At 63.0% G+C, this 19,235-nt stretch carries 18 protein-coding genes and 1 riboswitch; of the genes, 11 read left to right on the top strand and 7 right to left on the bottom strand.

The genetic code is table 11. From position 1 onward, the window contains the following. Positions 1-131: 131 nt before the first annotated feature. Entirely contained in the window at positions 132-1,328 is a 1,197-nt protein-coding gene (locus tag HQ843_RS21900) for a phosphoglycerate kinase (RefSeq protein WP_180901210.1), read from the top strand. A gap of 311 nt (positions 1,329-1,639) precedes the next feature. Here the strand turns inward: HQ843_RS21900 and HQ843_RS21905 are convergent, their stop codons facing one another. After that, complete coding sequence (locus HQ843_RS21905; protein ID WP_246710190.1) at positions 1,640-3,754, bottom strand: TonB-dependent hemoglobin/transferrin/lactoferrin family receptor; 2,115 nt, start codon at positions 3,752-3,754, stop codon at positions 1,640-1,642. Positions 3,755-4,096: 342 nt separating this feature from the next. On the opposite strand from HQ843_RS21905, the gene HQ843_RS21910 reads away from it, so the two are divergent. Continuing rightward, the gene (locus tag HQ843_RS21910) at positions 4,097-4,663 is read left to right on the top strand and encodes a tyrosine-protein phosphatase (protein ID WP_180901208.1); all 567 of its coding nucleotides are present in this window, start codon (positions 4,097-4,099) and stop codon (positions 4,661-4,663) included. A 10-nt stretch (positions 4,664-4,673) separates the two neighbouring features. On the opposite strand, the gene HQ843_RS21915 is transcribed toward HQ843_RS21910, so the two are convergent. Further along, positions 4,674-5,558: a LysR family transcriptional regulator gene (locus tag HQ843_RS21915; protein ID WP_180901207.1), complete on the bottom strand. Its 885-nt coding sequence runs from the start codon at positions 5,556-5,558 to the stop codon at positions 4,674-4,676. Positions 5,559-5,722: 164 nt separating this feature from the next. Here HQ843_RS21915 and HQ843_RS21920 point away from each other — a divergent pair, with 164 nt between their 5' ends. The 6 genes from HQ843_RS21920 (at position 5,723) to HQ843_RS21945 (ending at position 11,244) form a co-directional block, all read left to right on the top strand. After that, positions 5,723-7,219, top strand: coding sequence for a CoA-acylating methylmalonate-semialdehyde dehydrogenase (locus tag HQ843_RS21920; protein WP_180901206.1), 1,497 nt, complete (start codon positions 5,723-5,725; stop codon positions 7,217-7,219). Between the two features lie 52 nt (positions 7,220-7,271). Beyond that, a riboswitch (TPP riboswitch) is annotated at positions 7,272-7,366 on the top strand. Between the two features lie 52 nt (positions 7,367-7,418). Further along, positions 7,419-8,213 (top strand): hydroxyethylthiazole kinase, encoded by a 795-nt coding sequence (gene thiM, locus HQ843_RS21925; protein ID WP_180901205.1) that lies wholly within the window; start codon positions 7,419-7,421, stop codon positions 8,211-8,213. Continuing rightward, entirely contained in the window at positions 8,210-8,842 is a 633-nt protein-coding gene (gene thiE, locus HQ843_RS21930) for a thiamine phosphate synthase (protein WP_180901204.1), read from the top strand. The genes thiM and thiE overlap by 4 nt, the downstream gene beginning before the upstream one ends. Further along, positions 8,839-9,654, top strand: a complete 816-nt coding sequence (gene thiD / locus HQ843_RS21935; protein ID WP_180901203.1) for a bifunctional hydroxymethylpyrimidine kinase/phosphomethylpyrimidine kinase — start codon at positions 8,839-8,841, stop codon at positions 9,652-9,654. The genes thiE and thiD overlap by 4 nt, the downstream gene beginning before the upstream one ends. A 110-nt stretch (positions 9,655-9,764) precedes the next feature. Continuing rightward, positions 9,765-10,208: a c-type cytochrome gene (locus HQ843_RS21940; RefSeq protein ID WP_246710191.1), complete on the top strand. Its 444-nt coding sequence runs from the start codon at positions 9,765-9,767 to the stop codon at positions 10,206-10,208. A gap of 175 nt (positions 10,209-10,383) precedes the next feature. Beyond that, on the top strand, positions 10,384-11,244 hold the full coding sequence (locus tag HQ843_RS21945) for a c-type cytochrome (RefSeq protein ID WP_371822154.1): 861 nt from the start codon (positions 10,384-10,386) through the stop codon (positions 11,242-11,244). Between the two features lie 262 nt (positions 11,245-11,506). Here HQ843_RS21945 and HQ843_RS21950 read toward each other — a convergent pair whose 3' ends face one another. The 3 genes from HQ843_RS21950 to HQ843_RS21960 all read right to left on the bottom strand — a co-directional run bounded on the left by HQ843_RS21950 (position 11,507) and on the right by HQ843_RS21960 (position 13,810). Next, entirely contained in the window at positions 11,507-12,001 is a 495-nt protein-coding gene (locus HQ843_RS21950) for a GNAT family N-acetyltransferase (protein WP_180901201.1), read from the bottom strand. A 207-nt stretch (positions 12,002-12,208) separates the two neighbouring features. Beyond that, on the bottom strand, positions 12,209-13,087 hold the full coding sequence (locus HQ843_RS21955; protein ID WP_180901200.1) for a branched-chain amino acid aminotransferase: 879 nt from the start codon (positions 13,085-13,087) through the stop codon (positions 12,209-12,211). Between the two features lie 213 nt (positions 13,088-13,300). Then, positions 13,301-13,810 (bottom strand): DUF721 domain-containing protein, encoded by a 510-nt coding sequence (locus HQ843_RS21960; RefSeq protein ID WP_180903524.1) that lies wholly within the window; start codon positions 13,808-13,810, stop codon positions 13,301-13,303. A 101-nt stretch (positions 13,811-13,911) separates the two neighbouring features. Between HQ843_RS21960 and mutY the strand changes: the two genes are divergently transcribed. Together mutY and HQ843_RS21970 are read left to right on the top strand one after the other, a co-directional pair. Beyond that, entirely contained in the window at positions 13,912-14,982 is a 1,071-nt protein-coding gene (gene mutY, locus HQ843_RS21965; protein ID WP_180901199.1) for an A/G-specific adenine glycosylase, read from the top strand. Further along, the gene (locus tag HQ843_RS21970) at positions 14,972-15,586 is read left to right on the top strand and encodes an HAD family hydrolase (RefSeq protein WP_180901198.1); all 615 of its coding nucleotides are present in this window, start codon (positions 14,972-14,974) and stop codon (positions 15,584-15,586) included. The genes mutY and HQ843_RS21970 overlap by 11 nt, the downstream gene beginning before the upstream one ends. Before the next feature lie 174 nt (positions 15,587-15,760). Here the strand turns inward: HQ843_RS21970 and HQ843_RS21975 are convergent, their stop codons facing one another. Continuing rightward, a complete protein-coding gene (locus HQ843_RS21975) occupies positions 15,761-16,882 on the bottom strand; it encodes a site-specific DNA-methyltransferase (RefSeq protein WP_180901197.1) in 1,122 nt (373 codons plus the stop codon). Positions 16,883-17,157: 275 nt separating this feature from the next. Here HQ843_RS21975 and HQ843_RS21980 point away from each other — a divergent pair, with 275 nt between their 5' ends. Next, positions 17,158-18,582, top strand: a complete 1,425-nt coding sequence (locus tag HQ843_RS21980; RefSeq protein WP_180901196.1) for a DUF1254 domain-containing protein — start codon at positions 17,158-17,160, stop codon at positions 18,580-18,582. Between the two features lie 57 nt (positions 18,583-18,639). On the opposite strand, the gene HQ843_RS21985 is transcribed toward HQ843_RS21980, so the two are convergent. Next, the gene (locus HQ843_RS21985; RefSeq protein ID WP_246710192.1) at positions 18,640-19,215 is read right to left on the bottom strand and encodes a YdeI/OmpD-associated family protein; all 576 of its coding nucleotides are present in this window, start codon (positions 19,213-19,215) and stop codon (positions 18,640-18,642) included. Between the last annotated feature and the right edge of the window lie 20 nt (positions 19,216-19,235).

The raw sequence follows: 19,235 nt of genomic DNA on the forward strand, positions 1-19,235 counted from the left end.
GACAGTTTTTGACTAGGAATCCATCGTTGATTTCAATGGCGCGTCTTCAGCGAAACGTTGAGACGAGCCACAGCCCCACGGCCAGGACGCGCCCCTCCCCGGGGTGCGGCAAACATTCAAGAGGACGACCCATGCCCGCTTTCAAGACCCTCGACGACCTGCCTGATATCAACGGCAAGCGCGTCCTTGTGCGCGTCGATCTGAACGTGCCTTTCAGCGAGGGCCGGGTAACCGACGCGACCCGGATCGAGCGCGTCGCGCCGACGATCAACGAGTTGTCCAACAAGGGTGCAAAGGTCATCCTGATGGCTCATTTCGGTCGCCCGAAGGGCCAGGTCGTGCCGGAAATGTCGCTCAAGCCCATCGTTTACGCCGTCGAGGAAGTGCTCGATCACGCCGTCGCATTTTGCGATGACTGCGTCGGCGAGGTCGCCGAGAAGGCGATCGCGGCGATGAGCGCCGGCGATATCCTGCTTCTCGAAAACACCCGTTTCCACAAGGGCGAGGAGAAGAACGATCCCGAATTCGTGGCGGCGCTCGCAAAAAACGGCGATATCTATGTCAATGATGCCTTTTCCGCCGCCCACCGGGCCCATGCCTCGACAGAAGGCCTCGGTCACCACATGCCGGCCTATGCCGGCCGCACCATGCAGGCCGAGCTTGAGGCGCTCGAAAGCGGGCTCGGCAATCCCAAGCACCCGGTGGTGGCGATCGTTGGCGGCGCCAAGGTTTCCACCAAGATCGACCTTCTGGAAAACCTGATCGACAAGGTCGATGCGCTGGTGATCGGCGGCGGCATGGCCAATACCTTCGTCGCGGCCAAGGGCATCGATGTCGGCAAGTCGCTGTGCGAGCATGATCTTGCCGATACCGCCCGCGCGATCATGGCCAAGGCGGAAAAGACCGGCTGCGCGATCGTGCTGCCGGTCGACGGTGTGGTCGCCGGCGAATTCAAGGCCAATGCCGCAAACGAAACCGTCGCGATCGACGCGATCCCGGCCGACCAGATGATGCTCGACGTCGGCCCGCAATCCGTCATGACCATCAACGAATGGATCGAAAAGGCCGAAACGCTGGTCTGGAACGGCCCGCTCGGCGCGTTCGAGATCGAGCCGTTCGACGCGGCCACCGTGGCCGCGGCAAAATTCGCGGCCGAGCGCACCAGGGCCGGCAAGCTGGTATCTGTCGCCGGCGGCGGCGACACGGTCTCGGCCCTCAACCATGCCGGCGTCAAGGATGATTTCAGCTATGTCTCGACGGCGGGCGGCGCGTTCCTCGAATGGATGGAAGGCAAGGTTCTGCCGGGCGTCGAGATCCTGAAGAAGTGACCGCCGCCAGAGCCCAATATCGGGCGACGCATAACGAAAAAGCCGGGCCCCGCGGGGCCCGGCTCTCAGTTTGATGACAAATCCCGTAAGTGAGCACGGTGTCGCCTCCCTCTCCGCCGTCATCCCGGACTTGATCCGGGATCCAGCAAGCGCAAGTCCTTGCGCGCAAAGACTCTTTCGTGAAATCCACCACAAGCGGCCCTGGATGCCGGGTCAAGCCCGGCATGACGGAAGTATCTGTCAAGGCCTTCGTCAACAAACTGAGCCGGACCCTCTCGGACCCGGCTCCTCTCATGCTCGCCTGACGCGTCTCAGAACGTCTGCGTCATCGATATCTTGAAGGTGCGGCCGGGCTCGGAATAGAAGCTCCGCGGCTGGGTCAGCGTGGTGTCCTGCAGGTCCAGCGCATCGTAATAGGTCTGGTCGAACAGGTTGTAGACGCCGGCCTGAACCAGGAGCCCGTCGAACCGCTCCGGCGACCACCAGGCGGTAACGTCGACGATGCCGTAGCCCGGAGCCTTGAAGGTAGCGGTGGAGCCGTCCGGCACCTTTGCCGACAGGATCCAGTTGGAGTTCACGCCCCAGGTCTCATCGTTATATCCGCCGCCGATGACGGCTTTCAGGGGCGCGACCGAAGCGAGCATCTTGTGGGTGTCCATGTCCCAGCCGCGCGCGAAGGCAAGCGAGGCATGCAGGTCCCAGTTGTTGACGAACGACTTCTGGAAGCTCGCCTCGACACCGGCAATCTCGACATTGTCGATATTGATGGTCTGGGTGATGCCGAGCGGATAGAGGCTGCTGGCAAAGCCCAGATCGGTCGGCTCAACCGACTGGGTGTCGATGAAGTCCTTGTAGCGGCTGTAGAAGGCCGAAACCCTGCCGCCATCCTCGTCGTCGCCGAAATTGGCGCCAAGTTCCACGCCCCAGCTCGTTTCCGGCTCGAGATCGGGATTGCCGATCCTGAGATAGCTGCCCGGCGAACCGTAATCGACATAGAGCTCGCCCGGCGTCGGCGCACGGAAGGCGGTCGAGATCTGGCCATAGATCTGGGTGAAGTCGGTGAGGTCATAGGTCGCGAGCAGTTTCGGCGAGATCTGCCAGTTGCTCTGGCTTTCCGGCAGGCCGTTATAGTTCGGGTTGTTGGTGTAGCTTGCCGTATCCTGCGGGTCATACTGATACCAGTCGAACCGCACGCCGGGGGTCAGCGCAAAGCCGCTGTCGCCGAAGACGATCTCGTCATGGGCATAGAGGCCCAGCACATAGCCGTTCACATCCGGCGTATCGGACTGGTTGGTGTGCAGGAAGCTGCAGGTGCTGAAGGGCGCATAGGGGCCGGGGCCGCAATTGTCGACGCCGCTCGAATACTGGCTGGTCTGCGAATAGTAGAAATCGCCGCCAAGCGTGAAGGTGTGGAACAGCGATCCGGTTTCGACGCTTTTCTCCGCCCAGCCGGACCAGCCATAGCGCTCGTCATCGGTGGTGGACGTACGCGAGTACTCGCCATAGGGCGGTGTGCCACGGGAGGATAGGCGGATGCCGTCCGTGCCGCTCTCGCGTTCGCTCTTCAGCCAGTAGAACGTGCTGAACGCCTGGTCGATCAGACCGTCATCGGCAATGGCGGCGTAATTGTAATCGATCGAGACGCGGTCGCGGTGCTTCACTTCGCTGCCGTTCCAGTTGTCCGGTGCGTAGGTCGCGCCCTGGTCGGTGAGCAGCTCGATATCCTTGTTGCGGTCATAGCGCTCGACCGTCAGGCCGACGGTGTGAGCCTCCATGATGTTCTGACGGATCTTGAACAGCAGGTTGTTCTCGTCGAAGCTTGCCGGGTTCGGCTCGCTGCGGGTCGCGCCATAACCGCCGACATCGCCCTGGTTCTGCATTTCGGAGCCGGAGGCGATATCGCCCTGGAAAAGAAGCGCGGTATTGCCGGCCTGTATGGCGAAAGCCGCATTGCCGTCGATACTCTCATCGGCGCTGTCATAGGTGAGGCCGAATCGACCGCCATAGCCCTTTTCGGGATCGATCAGGTCTTCGGGCTCAAGCGTGCGCAGCACCACAGTGCCGCCGAGCGAGCCGCTGCCGGAACGCGAACTGTCGGCGCCGCGCACAATATCGATCGTCGCGATCGAATCGAACGAGAAGGCATCGCCGCCGCCATTGGCGTCGGAACGCGCCGTATCGTCGAGATAGGGGATCTGGATGCCGTCGATGACGGTCGAGACGCGCGGGCCCTGCATGCCGCGGATATTGACCGAGCCGGCATCATCGCCGACGAAGGTCACCCCCGGCTCCAGCACACGGGTGAAATCGCCGAAATCGGAGACGATATTCTGGTCGAGCTCCTCACGGGTCGTCTCGGTGGCAAGCGGGGTATCGGCAATCCCCTCCTTGCCGCCCGTTGTCGTCACGCTGACGGGGGAAAGCACCGTCGTCTCACTGCCGTCCTGAGACCATGAGGCTGTTGCGCATGCAAGGGTGGCCAGAGCCGTACACGATGCCAAAATCCGCGAAATACGCATCACCGAATCCTTCTTGTTCGTTGAAGAACCTGGCTGGCTTGCGAACGGCGCTGCGTACTGGCTGGCTGGGCATTTTCCCGGCGTTGCGCCGGCGATGGACTATCCGCTATAAAACATGACTGTAACTGTCAAGATAAATTGCCCGGCTTTTGACACATTTACACCGCCTGTGCCGGTTATGCGCCATGATGGCTGTTGCGTCGGCAAAAGCCGGATTAAGATGAGCCGAGATTGCAGAGGGAATTCTGGATGAAAAAGAAGCGTCTTGCACGGCGGCTCGGGGCAGCCACCGGCGTTCTGGCCGTGAGCAGCGGCATTTATCTTGGCGGCCTTCAGGTGAGCGGCAATTTTCACGAAGTGAAGGCCGGCGAGCTTTATCGTTCCGCCCAGCCCAGCGCGAGCGCGCTCTCGAACTATATCGACCGGCACGGCATCAGGACGGTGATCAACCTGCGCGGCGCCAGCCCCGGGCGTTCGTGGTATGACGACGAAGTCAATGTAAGTGCCGTCAAGGGCATCAAGCATATCGATTTCCCGATGTCGGACCGCACCATATTGTCGCCGGAACGCAGCATGGAATTGCTGGCGCTGATGCGCGATGCGCCGAAGCCGATCCTGATCCATTGCAAGGCGGGCGCCGACCGCACCGGCCTTGCCTCCGTCATCTATCTCCAGCAACTGGGCGGCATCGACGAGGAAACAGCCGAGTGGCAGCTTTCGCCGCTCTATGGCCACGTTGCCCTGCCAGGCATCGGGCCTTACGCCATGGACACCAGCTGGGAAGACCTCGAGAAAGTTCTCGGCCTCGACAGCTGAGGACATTGCCCTACGGCGCGAAACGCATCCGCTCCTCCCTGAACCGTCGCGCCAGAAACGTGCGAATCAGCGCGATGCGGGCCAGACTACCGGTGTCGGGATGGGACAGAAGGTGATAGGCGCGGCGGAAGCTGACCGAGGGCAGGATGCGCACCAGCCCCGGCATGTCTCGCGCCACGAAATCATGCAGAATGCCGATGCCGATGCCGGCCCTGACGGCCTCCATCTGCCCGGCGACGCCGGCGCAGCGGAATTGCCGCCCGGCAAAGCGCGCCAGATGGCCGGCATAGTTCAGCGACGAGGCGTAGGCATAGTCCTCCACGCCGGTGACGACGACATGGGCGGCGAGATCCTCCTCGCTTTCGGGCATGCCGTGCTGCCGGAGATAGGCGGCGGCGGCGTAGACGCCGAGCGTGTAATCGGTCAGCCTGGAAACCACCAGCCGCCCCTCCGCCGGCGGATCGAGCGTGATCGCCAGATCCGCCTCGCGTTTGGAAAGCGAGAATGTGCGCGGCAGCGGCACCAGTTCCACGATCAGGCCCGGATGCTCCTCCTGCAGGCGCCCGAGTTCGGCAGCCAGAAAATAGGTTCCGAGCCCATCCGGCGCGCCGACGCGGACCGTGCCGGAAAGGCTCGCGCCCCGCGCCCTTGTGTCTTCCGTAATGCCCAGAATTTCGGTCTCCACGCGCTCGGCCACCGCAAGCAACCGCTCGCCCGCCTCCGTCAGCGTGGAGCCGGAGGGGCGGCGCTCGAACAGCGGCTCGCCGAGCGTCTCCTCCAGCGCATTCAGCCGCCGCGCGACGGTTGCGTGGTTGAGCCCGAGCGTGTGCGCGGCCGCGAGAATCTGCCCGCGCCGCGCCACCGCCAGAAATACCCGCAAGTGATCCCAATCCATCGAATAACTTTAATTTTTGCACAATGGATTTGTCAATTATCCTGTTTCTTTGCGTAATTTAGTAAGCGAAGGTGCCATCACGATATTGATGCGATCCTGCGGCAAGATCTTTTGCTTCGGCGGACCGCAGGAAGAAAAACCAGCAAAACACCGGAGGAAAACACATGAAGTCCATTCAGCATTTTGTCGGCGGCAAGCCCTTTGCCGGCAGCAGCACCCGCACCGTGCCGACCTACAATCCCGCCACCGGCGAGCAGAGCGGCGAACTTTCGCTGGCAAACACGGCCGATGTGCGCGCCGCCGTCGAGGCCGCCAGCGCCGCCTTCCCGGAATGGGCGGCCACCACGCCGCTGCGCCGCGCCCGCATCCTGAACAAGTTCCTGTCGATCATGGAAGCCCGGATCGACGAGATGGCGGCCGTCATCACCGCCGAGCATGGCAAGGTCCATTCCGATGCGCTCGGCGAAATCCAGCGCGGCATGGAAGTGGTCGAATTCGCGACCGCCGCCCCGCAGCTTCTGAAGAGCGAATACACCGAAAATGTCGGCACCGGGGTCGACAGCTATGCGATCCGCCAGCCGCTCGGCGTCGTTGCCGGCATCACGCCGTTCAACTTCCCGGCGATGGTGCCGATGTGGATGTTCCCGATCGCGCTTGCGGCGGGCAACTGCTTCGTGCTGAAGCCGTCCGAACGCGATCCCTCCGCCTCGCTGCTGATTGCCGCGTGGCTGAAGGAAGCGGGCCTGCCCGATGGCGTCTTCAACGTCGTCCAGGGCGACAAGGAGGCCGTCGACGCGCTGCTGACCGATCCGGATATCGAAGCCGTTTCCTTCGTAGGCTCGACCCCGATCGCGCGCTACATCTACACCACCGCGACCGCCAACGGCAAACGCTGCCAGGCGCTCGGCGGGGCCAAGAACCACATGATCGTGATGCCCGATGCCGACATGGACCAGGCGGCAGATGCGCTGATGGGCGCGGCCTTCGGTTCCGCCGGCGAGCGCTGCATGGCAATCTCGGTGGCCGTGCCGGTCGGCGACGAGACGGCGGACCGGCTGATCGACAAACTCAAACCCCGGATTGCAGCCCTCAAGGTCGGCCCCGGCACCGATCCGGAAGCCGATATGGGCCCGCTGGTGACGGCGGCGGCATTCGAACGCGTGAACGGCTACATCGATTCGGGCGTCGAAGAAGGCGCGGAACTGGTGGTCGATGGCCGCGGCCTGAAGCTGCAGGGCTACGAGAACGGTTATTTCATCGGCGCAACCCTGTTCGACAAGGTCACGACCGACATGAAGATCTACAAGGAAGAGATTTTCGGCCCGGTCCTCTCGGTCGCCCGCGCCAGGAGCTATGACGAGGCCGCCCAGTGGATCAACGACCATGAATTCGGCAATGGCACCGCGATCTTCACCCGCGACGGCGATGCCGCCCGCGAATTCGCCCACAAGATCAGGGTCGGCATGGTCGGCGTCAATGTGCCGATCCCGGTTCCGATGGCGTTCCACTCCTTCGGCGGCTGGAAGGCCTCGCTGTTCGGCGACCACCACATGCACGGGCCGGAAGGCGTTCGCTTCTACACCCGCCTGAAGACCATCACCCAGCGCTGGCCCAAGGGCATCCGCGCCGGCGCGGAATTCTCGATGCCGACGATGAAGTAAAATACCGCGCCGCCCCTTACCGGGCGGCGTTTTTCTGCTATATAGCGGCCAACAAGAGCGACAGGGGCGTCGGCGAAAGCCGGCTGAGATGAACCCTTGGAACCTGATCCGGATCATACCGGCGGAGGGAGTCACTCGGGTTCGCGAGCTTCGTCCCTCCGGCCCGTCTGGTTTCTCCGCCAAAGCAAGGAGGAAGCCGATGGTTGATATTGCTGCCATTCTTCAGAAGATGCGCGCTGAAGCGCCGCTCACGCAATGCATCACCAATTACGTGGCGATGAATATCGCCGCCAATGTGCTGCTGGCCGCAGGCGCTTCTCCGGCGATGGTCCACGCGAAGGAGGAGGCCGGCGAATTCGCCGGAATCGCTTCCGCCGTCACCATCAATATCGGTACGCTTTCGCCAGACTGGCTCGCCGGCATGAAGGCCGCGGCCGAGACCGCCAACCGCAACAACACGCCCTGGGTGCTGGATCCCGTCGCCCATTTCGCCACCGGCTTCCGGGCCAGGTCAGCGCTCGAAATTCTCGGCCTCGGCCCGACGATCCTGCGCGGCAATGCCTCTGAAATCCTCGCGTTCTCAGGCGCCACCAGCGCCGGCAAGGGGGTCGATGCCGGCGACAGCGTGGCGGCCGCCGAAGAGACCGCGAAAGCGCTCGCCCGTGAGCGCAACATGGTCGTGGCCGTCACCGGGGAGCGCGATTTCGTGACCGACGGCGAACGCTGCGCCCGCATCGGCGGCGGCTCTGCCCTGATGCCGCGGGTCACGGCGCTCGGCTGCGCGCTGACGGCGCTTGTCGGCGGCTATGCCGGGGCATGGCGCGAGGATGCCTTCGAAGCGACGGTCGCAGCGCTCGCCCATTACGGCGTCGCGGGGCGACGCGCGCATGGAAAGGCGGAAGGCCCCGGCTCGTTCCAGGTCCATTTCCTCGATGCGCTCGCCGCCGTGACGCCCGACACGCTTGCCCTCGAAGCGGAGATCGAATTGCCATGAACTTCGACCTTTCCCTCTATCTCGTCCTCGATCCGGAACTTTGCGGCGATTACGGCATGGTCGCCACTGCAAGGGATGCCATCGCGGGCGGCGCGACCATCGTCCAGCTTCGTATGAAGCACGCCTCGACGCGCGAGCGCATCGACATGGGGCTCGCCCTGAAACAGGTCACGGGCGGAACCCCTGCCCGGCTGATCATGAACGACGACGTCGAAGCGGCCATCGCGATCGATGCCGATGGCGTCCATGTCGGACAGGAGGACGCCCATCCCGAGGATGTGCGCCGCCGGATCGGTGAGGAGAAGCTTCTCGGCGTTTCCGTCAACGGCCTCGACGTCGCGCGCGCCTTCGATCCCGCCGGCATCGACTATATCGGCGCGGGCCCGGTGTTTGCGACCGGCACCAAGCCCGACCATGCGCTTCCTGTCGGATTTGAAGGGCTCTCCGAGATGATCGGGCTTTGCGGATTGCCTTCCGTTGCCATCGGCGGGTTGAAAGCGGAGCATGTGGCGTCCACATTCGAAAGCGGGGCCGACGGGATCGCCGTCGTTTCGGCCATTTGCGGCCAGCCCGATCCCTATAAGGCGACGGCAGACCTTGCCGCCGCCATCGCGAAGGCGAAGCAATGATCGCAAACATACTCTCGATCGCGGGCTCCGATCCCTCGGGCGGCGCCGGCATCCAGGCCGATCTCAAGACATTTTCGGCGCTCGGCACCTATGGCATGGCGGCGCTTACCGCGCTGACGGCGCAGAACACGCGCGGCGTCACGGGCGTGCACCAGGTGCCGTCGGCCTTCGTCGCCGAACAGATCGCGGCGATCTTCGACGATGTGAAGGTCGACGCGATCAAGATCGGCATGGTCGCCAATGCCAATATCGCCGTCACCATCGCCGACAGCCTGCGCCACCATGTGGAAGTGCCGGTCGTGCTCGATCCGGTGATGGTCGCCAAGGGCGGTCACCGGCTGCTACCGGAAGATGCGGTAGAGGCCCTGAAGGACCACCTGCTGCCGCTCGCCGCCGTGCTGACGCCCAACCTGCCGGAAGCCGCCGCCCTGCTCGATACCGAAACCGCTGCCGACCGCGACCAGATGATCGCCCAGGCAAAGGCGCTCAGAGGCCTCGGCCCGCAGGCGGTGCTCTTGAAGGGAGGGCATCTGGAGGGCGCGGAAAGCCCGGACCTGCTGGTCACGGCCGCAGGTTATGAATGGCTCGAGGGCCCCCGCATCGACACTGCCAACACCCATGGCACGGGCTGCACGCTTTCAAGCGCGATCGCGGCCGAGATCGGCAAGGGCGTCCCACTTTCCGAAGCGGTCGCGAACGCCAAGCGCTATGTCGCCGGCGCGATCGCGGCGGCGGACGGTCTCCATGTCGGCTCCGGCCACGGCCCGACGCACCATTTCCATCAATTGTGGAGCGGAATCACCAAAACGTGATGGCATGAAGCGCAATGTCAGACGCCGTTCATCTTCACTAGCCTAATCCTGCCCCTAGCTTCCAAACAGAGGCTGCGTATACTGCTGCCGAGCAACGAAGGAGGCTTTGGATGAAAAATGGATTTATGATCGCCGGCGCTGTCGCGCTCTGTCTCAGCGCGGGCTTTGCGGTTGCCCAGGATGCGCCGCAGATGCTGCGCCAGGACGACATGAAGGCGATCGGCAAGGCCATGGGCCAGCTCGGCGCGATCGCCAAGGGCCAGAATGCCTATGACCCGATCGTGGTCCAGGGCGCGCTTTCCGACATCTCCACCAGTATCACCGATTTCACGACCCATTTCCCGCCCGATTCGAAAACCGGCAACGGCACCGAGGCAAGCCCGGCGATCTGGGAAAACATGGATGACTTCGAGGCCCATGCAACCAAGCTCGCCGATGATGCCGATGCGCTGCTGGCAAACCTGCCCGCCGATCAGGCCGCCGTCGGAGACGCCATGAAGACGCTGGGGGCCAATTGCGCGGCCTGTCACAAACTGTACCGCGTCGATAAATAGAGCGGTTTTCTCGTTGTTGTTTCGCTGTCCCGGGCGCTTGCGCAGTCCGGGACAGCGTAATGGTTTCCACTTTGCCTGGAATTGCACCTTGCCAGTCAGGGCATGGGCAACGCGGCACCGGAGAATTGGCGTGAAGAAGCTCACGATCATCGTATTGGCTGTCGCCGCTCTCTTCATGGGGGCGGCCTTCGTCGTCGCCTTCACGCCGCCGAAGCTCGACCCGGCGGAGTATCAGAACCTCCAGGCCGCGGATCCGCATAATGGCGAGAAGATGTTCTGGGCCGCCCAATGTGCCGGCTGCCATGCGGCACCCGGTGCAACCGGCGAACAAAAGCTCGTCCTTTCCGGCGGCTATGCGGTCAGGAGCGACTTCGGAACCTTCTATGCCCCCAATATCTCGCCCGACAAGCAGGAAGGCATCGGCGACTGGTCGCTCGTCGACTTCGCCAACGCCGTGAAAAAAGGCGTCGGCCCGCATGGAAGGAACCTCTATCCCGCCCTGCCTTACACATCCTATGTGCGGATGCGGAACCAGGACGTCAAAGACCTGCATCGCTATATCATGACGCTGCCGCCAAGCAGCACGCCGAGCAAGCAACACGAGGTCGACTTCCCCTTCAACGTCCGGCCGGCGCTGTCGTTCTGGAAACAGCTGTTCTTCTCCGACGCGCCGCGCGTGCAGTTCACCAACGCCTCGCCCGAGATCATGCGCGGGCAGTATCTGGTCGAGGGTCCGGGCCATTGCGGCGAGTGCCACACGCCGCGCAACGCGCTGGGCGGCCTCGAATATGATAAATGGCTTGCCGGCGGGCCGAACCCTGATGGTGAAGGGACGATCCCGGACATCACCCCGGGCTCAAAACAGATCGGCAACTGGACGGCAGCGGAAATCGCCGACTATCTCGAAACCGGCTTTACGCCGGAGTTCGATACGGTCGGCGGCTCGATGGTCGATGTGCAGCAGAACCTCTCGCATCTGCCGCGCTCCGATCTCGAAGCCATCGCCGCCTATCTGAAGGCCGTGCCCGCACAGTAGAGCCTTTCCGCTTTTCCCCGGACGCGAAAACGCTCTGTCTCAGGCTGCTGACAAAGTCCTTGCCAAGTTCGTCCGTCATGCCGGGCTTGACCCGGCATCCAGGGCCGCTTGTGGTGAATTTCAGACAAGAGTCTTTGCGCGCAAGGATCAGGCGCTTGCTGGACCCCGGATCAAGTCCGGGGTGACGGCGGAGAGGGATGCGGCTTCGTAACCGCTTACGCGGTTTGTCAACAAACTCTATCTCTTTGTTGTTGCCGCAGGCTCAATCCGCCAGCACCTGCATGTAGCGCATGCCGGTCACCGGACGCGCGACGAAATCCATCTGCTGGTAGAACCGGTGGGCGCCGAAATTGCCCGTGGCGGCGCTGACCGACATATAGGTGCAGCCGGCGGCCCTCGCGAAATCGCGCGCGCGAGCGATCAGATGCTGGCCGACGCCGTGGTTCCTGTGGCCGTCACGCACGAAAAGATGGTGCAGATCCATGCCGCGCCGGCCCTGCTGGGCGCGGTAGAGCGGGGTCAGCAGCGCGTAACCGAGAAGCTGCGCTCCGGCATCGGCGACCAACGCCGTCACCCACGGCGTCGAGCCGAACAGGTCGCGCTTCAGGCTTTCCGCCGTCATCTCCGACGGATCGTCGTGAAAAGCGGAGAGCAGCCCGATCATGTCGAGCAGTTGCGGAATATCGGAGTCGACCGCCTTCCTGATGGTCATCAGGGCTGGTCGTTCCAGTGCGATTTTGTCTTGATCTTCAGTCATTGTCGTCCCTTGGCCTTCAAATTTGCCGCCGGGGGGACGTTTTGTTTCAGCACCTTGCCGCCCCCAGGCGGCCGGTGATGAACATGATCAATCGGCCGCTCCTATTGGAACAGCCAAAAATACTTATGATTGTGGGTCACGGTCTTGATCATGCAAAATCCAATGCGCCCAAACGCGGGCGTTGTCAATCCGAAAACGCAGCCGCCCCTATTTGCAGGTCGACCGCGCCCAGTCCATGTAGAGCGTCATCGCCTGTTTCGCCATCGGGCCGGGTTCGAAATCGCGGTCGTCGAGTTTGATCACCGGCACGACCTTGTTGTAATTGCCGGTGAGAAACAGTTCGTCGGCCTCCAGGAAATTCTTCACCGTCAGCGTCTTCTCCTTCGCGGCAATGCCGTTGTCGCGGAACAGCTTGAGGATGCGCTTGCGGGTGATCCCGGCGAGAAAGCAGCCATTCTCGGCCGGCGTCATCGGAATGCCGTCCTTGACCAGGAAGATATTGGCGGATGCCGTCTCGGCGACATTGCCAAGCATGTCGAGCGCCAGCGCATTGTCGAAGCCGCGGCCTCTCGCCTCCAGCATCATCCGCCCGGAATTGGGGTAGAGGCTGCCGGTCTTGGCATGGGTCATCGCCACTTCCGGCGACGGGCGGCGGAACGGCGAAACCGTCAGCCGCACCGGAACGGTGGAACGCATCGGCGTCTCAAACAGGCAGAGCGCGAAACGGGTGGAGGCCGGATCGGCGGGCACGAGGCCGGCAAGCCCGTGCTCGGCCCAGTACATCGGCTTGATATAGACCGCCTCGGCGCCCTTGAACCGCGTCAGCCCTTCCCAGACCAGCGCCTCGATTTCCTCCGATGTCTTCGTCGGCAGCAGGCCGAGCGCACGGGCAGAGCGGTTGATGCGCTTGCAATGCTCGTCAAGGTCCGGGGCCATGCCCTCGAAATAGCGCGCGCCGTCGAACACGGTGGAGCCGAGCCACATCGCATGCGACACCGGGCCGATCAGCGGCGGGTTGCCGGCAAGCCATTCACCGTCGACATAGGTCCATGTCTCGGATGCGGGGGTGGTGTCGACTGCTGCCATGTTATTCTCCTTCGGCCATCCGCATTGCGCCATCGCGGTGGCGGCGGCGGATTCTGTGGCGACAATCAAGACGGACCGTCGGGCAAGGTCAAGCGAAAATTCCCGGCCGGCCACGCGGCCCGACGCAGCCATATCGCGGCGCTGCCCTGAAAGGCCTAGCTAACAAACAATAAGCTGGAGCAACTTCGACGAACCCGTGTCACCGGACGTCTTTTAACGGCGCTTGTTTCTCTTCTCGCTCAGCACGCCGGCGCCGAGCCGCATGATCGCCTTCCTCAGCGCGTCGGATTCGATCCCGGTAAGCCGCGCCTCAAGATCGCGCTGCTCCGATGGGGAAAGCGTGGGCTTCGGCCTGCGCTGCCCCCCCGGAGGTTGCATCGGTTTTTGAACCACCCGGATCCGCTCGATCGCCACATAGCCGAAGAAGCCGTTGACCCGATGGATCAATTCGTCCTGCGCGTGGGTGAGAAACAGAACACGCGCGCCCTCGCAGGCGATCGTCAGCGTGCCGGGCCTGAAGCCGCCATCTTCGTTTGCGCCCGGACGTTTCGGCCAGGCGATCTTCTCGGGACGTGAAAATTCGGCGTAGGTTTCGCCGGCGATCTCCGGCCAGGCATTGAGAAGGGCGGTGGAGATGCCGGCCCTTTTTGCCAATATCGGATCGATGAGGCTGTTGGCGACATCGGCAATCTGGCTGGCGCTTGCTGGACGGGTGGGACGCATCATGCTCTTTCGACAGGGAGTGTGAAAACGGCCACCATGTGTTGCCCGTTTCCGCTTCGCACTGTACTCGATCAGGGCAGAAAACGCAGCACCGGAATTTCATGAACCACTTTTCTGAAGACCTGCTCACCTGGTACGACCGCCATCACCGCGACCTGCCCTGGCGGATCGGCCCGCGCGACAAGCAGAAGGGCGCGAGACCGGCCCCCTACCATGTCTGGCTCTCCGAAATCATGCTGCAGCAAACCACGGTGCAGGCGGTAAGGGCCTATTACGAAAAGTTCCTCGCCCGCTGGCCGAAGGTCGAAGACCTCGCCGCCGCTGAAACCGACGACGTGATGGCCGCCTGGGCCGGGCTTGGCTATTACGCCCGCGCCCGCAACCTGAAGAAATGCGCCGAAACCGTCGCGCGGGAGCATGACGGCGTGTTTCCGGACACGCTTGAAGGCCTGAAGGCGCTGCCCGGCATCGGCGACTACACCGCCGCGGCAATCGCCGCGATCGCCTTCGACCGACCCGAGACCGTGGTCGACGGCAATGTCGAGCGCGTGGTTACGCGGCTTTTCGCAATCGAGACGCCGCTGCCCGCCGCCAAGCCCGAAATCCGGGCATGGACGGCGAAACTGACGCCGCGCGAACGCCCCGGCGATTTCGCCCAGGCGATGATGGATCTCGGCGCTACGCTCTGCACGCCGAAGCGCCCGGCCTGCGCGCTCTGTCCGTTTCGCGTGCACTGTCTCGCACTTGCAAGGGACGATCCGGCGCGGTTTCCGCTGAAAATGCCGAAAGCCGCCCGTCCGGTGCGCTTTGGCGCCGCATTCGTGGCCGAAACGCCGGATGGCCGCGTTCTGCTGCGCACCCGGGCTGAAACAGGGCTTCTCGGCGGCATGGCGGAACCGCCGACCACCGGCTGGACCGCCCGTCAGGATGGCGAGACCGGCAGCGAAGCCGCCCCGTTTGCCGCGAACTGGACCAATGCCGGCGAAATCACCCACGTCTTCACCCATTTCGAGCTGCGGCTTTCCGTCTGGCACGCGGTGACGCCGGAACGGCCGGTCACGGGCGGGCGATGGGAAACCGGGCTTGGCGAAAAAGCGCTTCCCAGTGTAATGAAGAAGGCCATTTCGAAGGCCATACCAGATGCATTCAAACGGAGACCACATGACCGCTGAAATCCGCCATATCGTCTACGACATCGGCCAGGTACTGGTGCATTACGATCCGCTGATCCCGTTCAAGCGCATCATTCCGGACGAGGAGAAGCGGAGCTGGTTTTTCGCGGAAGTCTGCACCGGCGCCTGGAACCACGAGCAGGATCGCGGCCGCGCCTGGGCCGAGGCCGAGGCGGAGGCGATTGCCCGCCACCCGGACGAGGCCGACAATATCCGCGCCTTCCGCGCCCATTGGGAGGAGATGATCCCCTATTGCTACGAGGATTCGGTCACGCTGTTCCGCAAGCTCACAGCCTCCGAACGCGATGTCACCCTGCTGACCAATTTCGCTCCCGATACGTTCAGCATCTGCCGTGCGCGCTATCCGTTTCTGGAGGAGAGCCGGGGGATCACGGTTTCCGGCGAGGTCGGCATGGTCAAGCCCGACCGCGACATCTTCGAGCGCCACGCCGAGACATTCGGCCTCACGCCCGAGGCGACGCTGTTCATCGATGACAAGGCCGTCAATATCGAAGGCGCGCGGTCGATCGGATGGCACGGCATCCAGTTCCATGATGCAGCCCAGCTTGAACGCGACCTCGCCGAACACGGCATCATCGTGTGAGCAAAACAGACCGGGCCCGGCGTAAGCCGGGCCCGGAACGTCGCGTATGTTCGGAGGTCATGACGCTTGCTGCAGGGTTTGCCTAACAACAGCTAAACGAAAATCCTAAACAATTCGTATACTTAGCTGCATTATCACTAATATAGGTTGTGCTTTAAAAGGCATGCATTGCCTTCAAAGCGCCGCCGTCTCGGAGCGTATCTGGCCGCGCAGCCGATCGATCGGATGGCGTTTTCCGGCCTCTTCATAGTGCCAGAAGGTCCAGCCATTGCAGGCTTCCGCGCCCTGCACCGCGGCACCCAGCCGATGGATCGAGCCGGCAGCAGCGCCACTCACCAGCGTTCCGTCGGCACATACCAGCGCCTCATGGTCGCCTCTGGGCGAGGTCAGCCGGTCGCCGGGCGAAAGCAGGCCGCTCTCGAGCAACGAGACGAAGGCGACGCGCGGCAGCGATTTCTTGCTCGGCAGTGGCTTCAGCATGGCGGCATCGAGCGGCTCGACGGCGGCGATCCGCGCCTCGGCGGCATCGATATAGTCCTGCTCGCGCTCGACGCCGACGAAATGGCGACCGAGCCTCTTGGCAACCGCGCCGGTGGTGCCGGAGCCGAAGAACGGGTCGAGCACGACATCGCCGGGTTTGGTCGACGACAGGATGATGCGCGACAGCAGCGCCTCGGGCTTTTGCGTCGGATGCACCTTGCGGCCATCCTCGCCCTTCAGCCGCTCGCCGCCCGAGCAGATCGGGAACAGCCAGTCTGAGCGCATCTGGACATCGTCATTGGCCGCCTTCATCGCGTCGTAATTGAAGGTATAGCCCTTGGTCTCGGCATTGGGGCTTGCCCAGATCATGGTCTCATGGGCGTTCTGGAACCGGCGACCCTTGAAATTCGGCATCGGGTTGGTCTTGCGCCAGACGATGTCGTTCAGGATCCAGAAGCCGAGATCCTGCATCTTGGCGCCGACGCGGAAGATGTTGTGGTAGGAGCCGATCACCCAGATCGTGCCGGTGGGTTTCAACACCCTGCGGCAGGCCAGCAGCCAGGCGCGGGTAAAGGCGTCGTAGACCTCGAACGAGGCGAACTGGTCCCAGGCGTCATCGACGGCATCGACCTTCGACTGATCCGGACGGTGGAGCACGCCGCCGAGCTGGAGGTTATACGGCGGATCGGCAAAGATCGCGTCGACCGAATGATCCGGCAGCCTTTCGAGCGCGGCGACGCAATCGCCCTTGATGATGGTGTCGAGAAACGATGCGGGACGCACCGCCTTTGCCGCAAGGGCTGAGACCGGAACCATGTGATACTCGCTTTGTACACGTACTCGAAAACTGGTGACGAAGCGGAGTTTCCGCGAGTTTGGTTACCAAAGCCTGAAGCCCGCGCAAAAATGTCGCGGGCCGCTGTTCCCGCTCGAAAAGCGAGTGGACATCTTGTATTCACATTTAAGGTTGCATAGAGGCATCGGGAAAGCGCCGCATCGACCGGAACGATGAGAGCTTCCCACGGGTGAAATCGCCGCCGCCACGCGCCCCTGGCCAGTGACATGCGGCATTGAGCGCAACAGGAAAACAGATGTTCAAGCCCTTCATGACAGGCGTAGCGATCGCGGGCCTTCTCCTCGCCCCGGTCAGCAGCTTCGCCGCCGACAGTACCAATGATACCGCTGCCATCGCCGAGCAGGCCATCGTCTACGGCCTGCCGATGGTGGACCTCTACAAGCTGATGTACGATCAGGCGATCGACACGGGCAATTCGCAGTTCAAGGCGCCGTTCAACACGCTGCACAACGAATCCAACGTGTTCACCCCGGCCGACACCTCGATCGTCACCCCGAACAGCGATACCCCCTATTCGGAACTCTGGATGGACCTGCGCGCCGAGCCGATGGTGCTGTGCGTGCCCGCGGTCGACAAGGATCGTTATTACTCGGTGATGCTGACCTCGCTCTACACCTTCAATTTCGGCTATATCGGCTCGCGCGCCACCGGCAACGATGCTGCCTGCTACGCCGTGGCCGGCCCCGACTGGAAGGGCGAAGCGCCGAAGGGCATCGCCAAGGTGTTCCAGTCCGAAACCGAATTCGCGACCGCCCTCTATCGCACGCAGCTTTTCAACGCCGCCGATATCGACAATGTCCGCAAGGTCCAGGCCGGCTACACGGTCGAACCGCTTTCCGCGTTCCTCGATGAACCCGCGCCCGCTCCGGCGCCCGAAATCGACTGGCCGAAGATCGACGATGCGTCCGCGAAGAAGAACCTTCTCGGCTATCTCGCCTTCCTGCTCCAGTTTGCCCCGGCGACCGGCCCGGCCGCCGTCGAACAGCCGTTACGCGAGAAATTCGCCAGCATCGGTCTGGAGGCCGGAAAGCCGTTCCCGCCGGCCGGAACCAGCGACGCCGAGCTTGCGGCGATCGAGCAAGGGACCAAGGCCGCCACCGCCGACATCGCAAACGCGATCAGGACCATGGGCAAGGATGAAAACGGCTGGAGCGTGAACGCCAGCGTTCAGGGCAACCGCGCCGGCTACAACGGCGACTGGGGCCTGCGCGCGGCTGTCGCCATCGCCGGCCTTCTCGCCAACGACGCCGACGAAGCGGTCTATCCGATCACCAATGTCGATGTCGATCACCAGAAGCTCGACGGTTCGAAGTCGGATTACACCATCACCTTCAAACCCGGTGAACTGCCGCCCGCCAACGCCTTCTGGTCGGTCACCATGTATGACGGCAAGACCCAGCATCTGGTGGCCAACCCGATCAACCGCTATCTGATCAACGCGCCGATGCTGCCCGAACTGACAAAGAATGCCGATGGTTCGCTGACCCTCTACATCCAGAAGGATCCGCCCGCCGACCCGGCGCAGAAGGCCAACTGGCTGCCCGCGCCCGACGGACCGTTCTATATCGCGATGCGGATCTATTGGCCGAAACAGGCGGTACTCGACGGCGACTGGCAACCGCCCGGCATCATCCCACACGCCATCGCAGACAAGGGCTGACAGAACGGCGGTCGCGTCAGGGCGATGCGGCCGCCGCTTCCGAAAACCGTTAAACGACTACCGCTCGTTCATGCCCTTTCCGGCCATGATGCGCGGGATGCTCTTCTCGATCCGGGCGTGACGCGTCGAAGCATTTTTCGGCTGGGCGAAATGGAGGCAATAGCCGCGCTGCCGCCCGGGAGTAAGCGCGTTGAATGCCGTTTCCAGCGCCGGATCGCCCTTGAATGCGGCCAGCAGTTCCTCGGGCAACACGAAATCGCCCTTGGGGAGTTCGACCTTCACCCCGGCCTGTTCCAGCGCAATGGCCTCTTCGACATAGCTGATGATCGCGGGCGTCGCCGCCTCGATCCCGGCAACCGAGGTGAACCGCGCAAGGCGCATGGACCGCGAATTCTCGCCAGGCGCGGCCAGCAGGCCGGCCTCATCCTTGAGCAACACGCCCTTGAAGAAGGAGAGCGTACAGAAATCCTTCATACCCCAGACCGCGACGATATTGCCGCCTTCGAAAGTGTAGCACGGCGAGCGCCATTTGAATTCCTCTGTGAGCGGCGTCCCGAGCAGGATTGCGCGCAGCGTCTTCATCTCCACCTGCCAGCGTGCGGTGCCGGCATAGAATTCATCAGCCTTGGTCAAGATACACTCCCTTCGGCTCG

Source organism: Martelella sp. NC20, assembly GCF_013459645.1.
GTDB lineage: Bacteria > Pseudomonadota > Alphaproteobacteria > Rhizobiales > Rhizobiaceae > Martelella.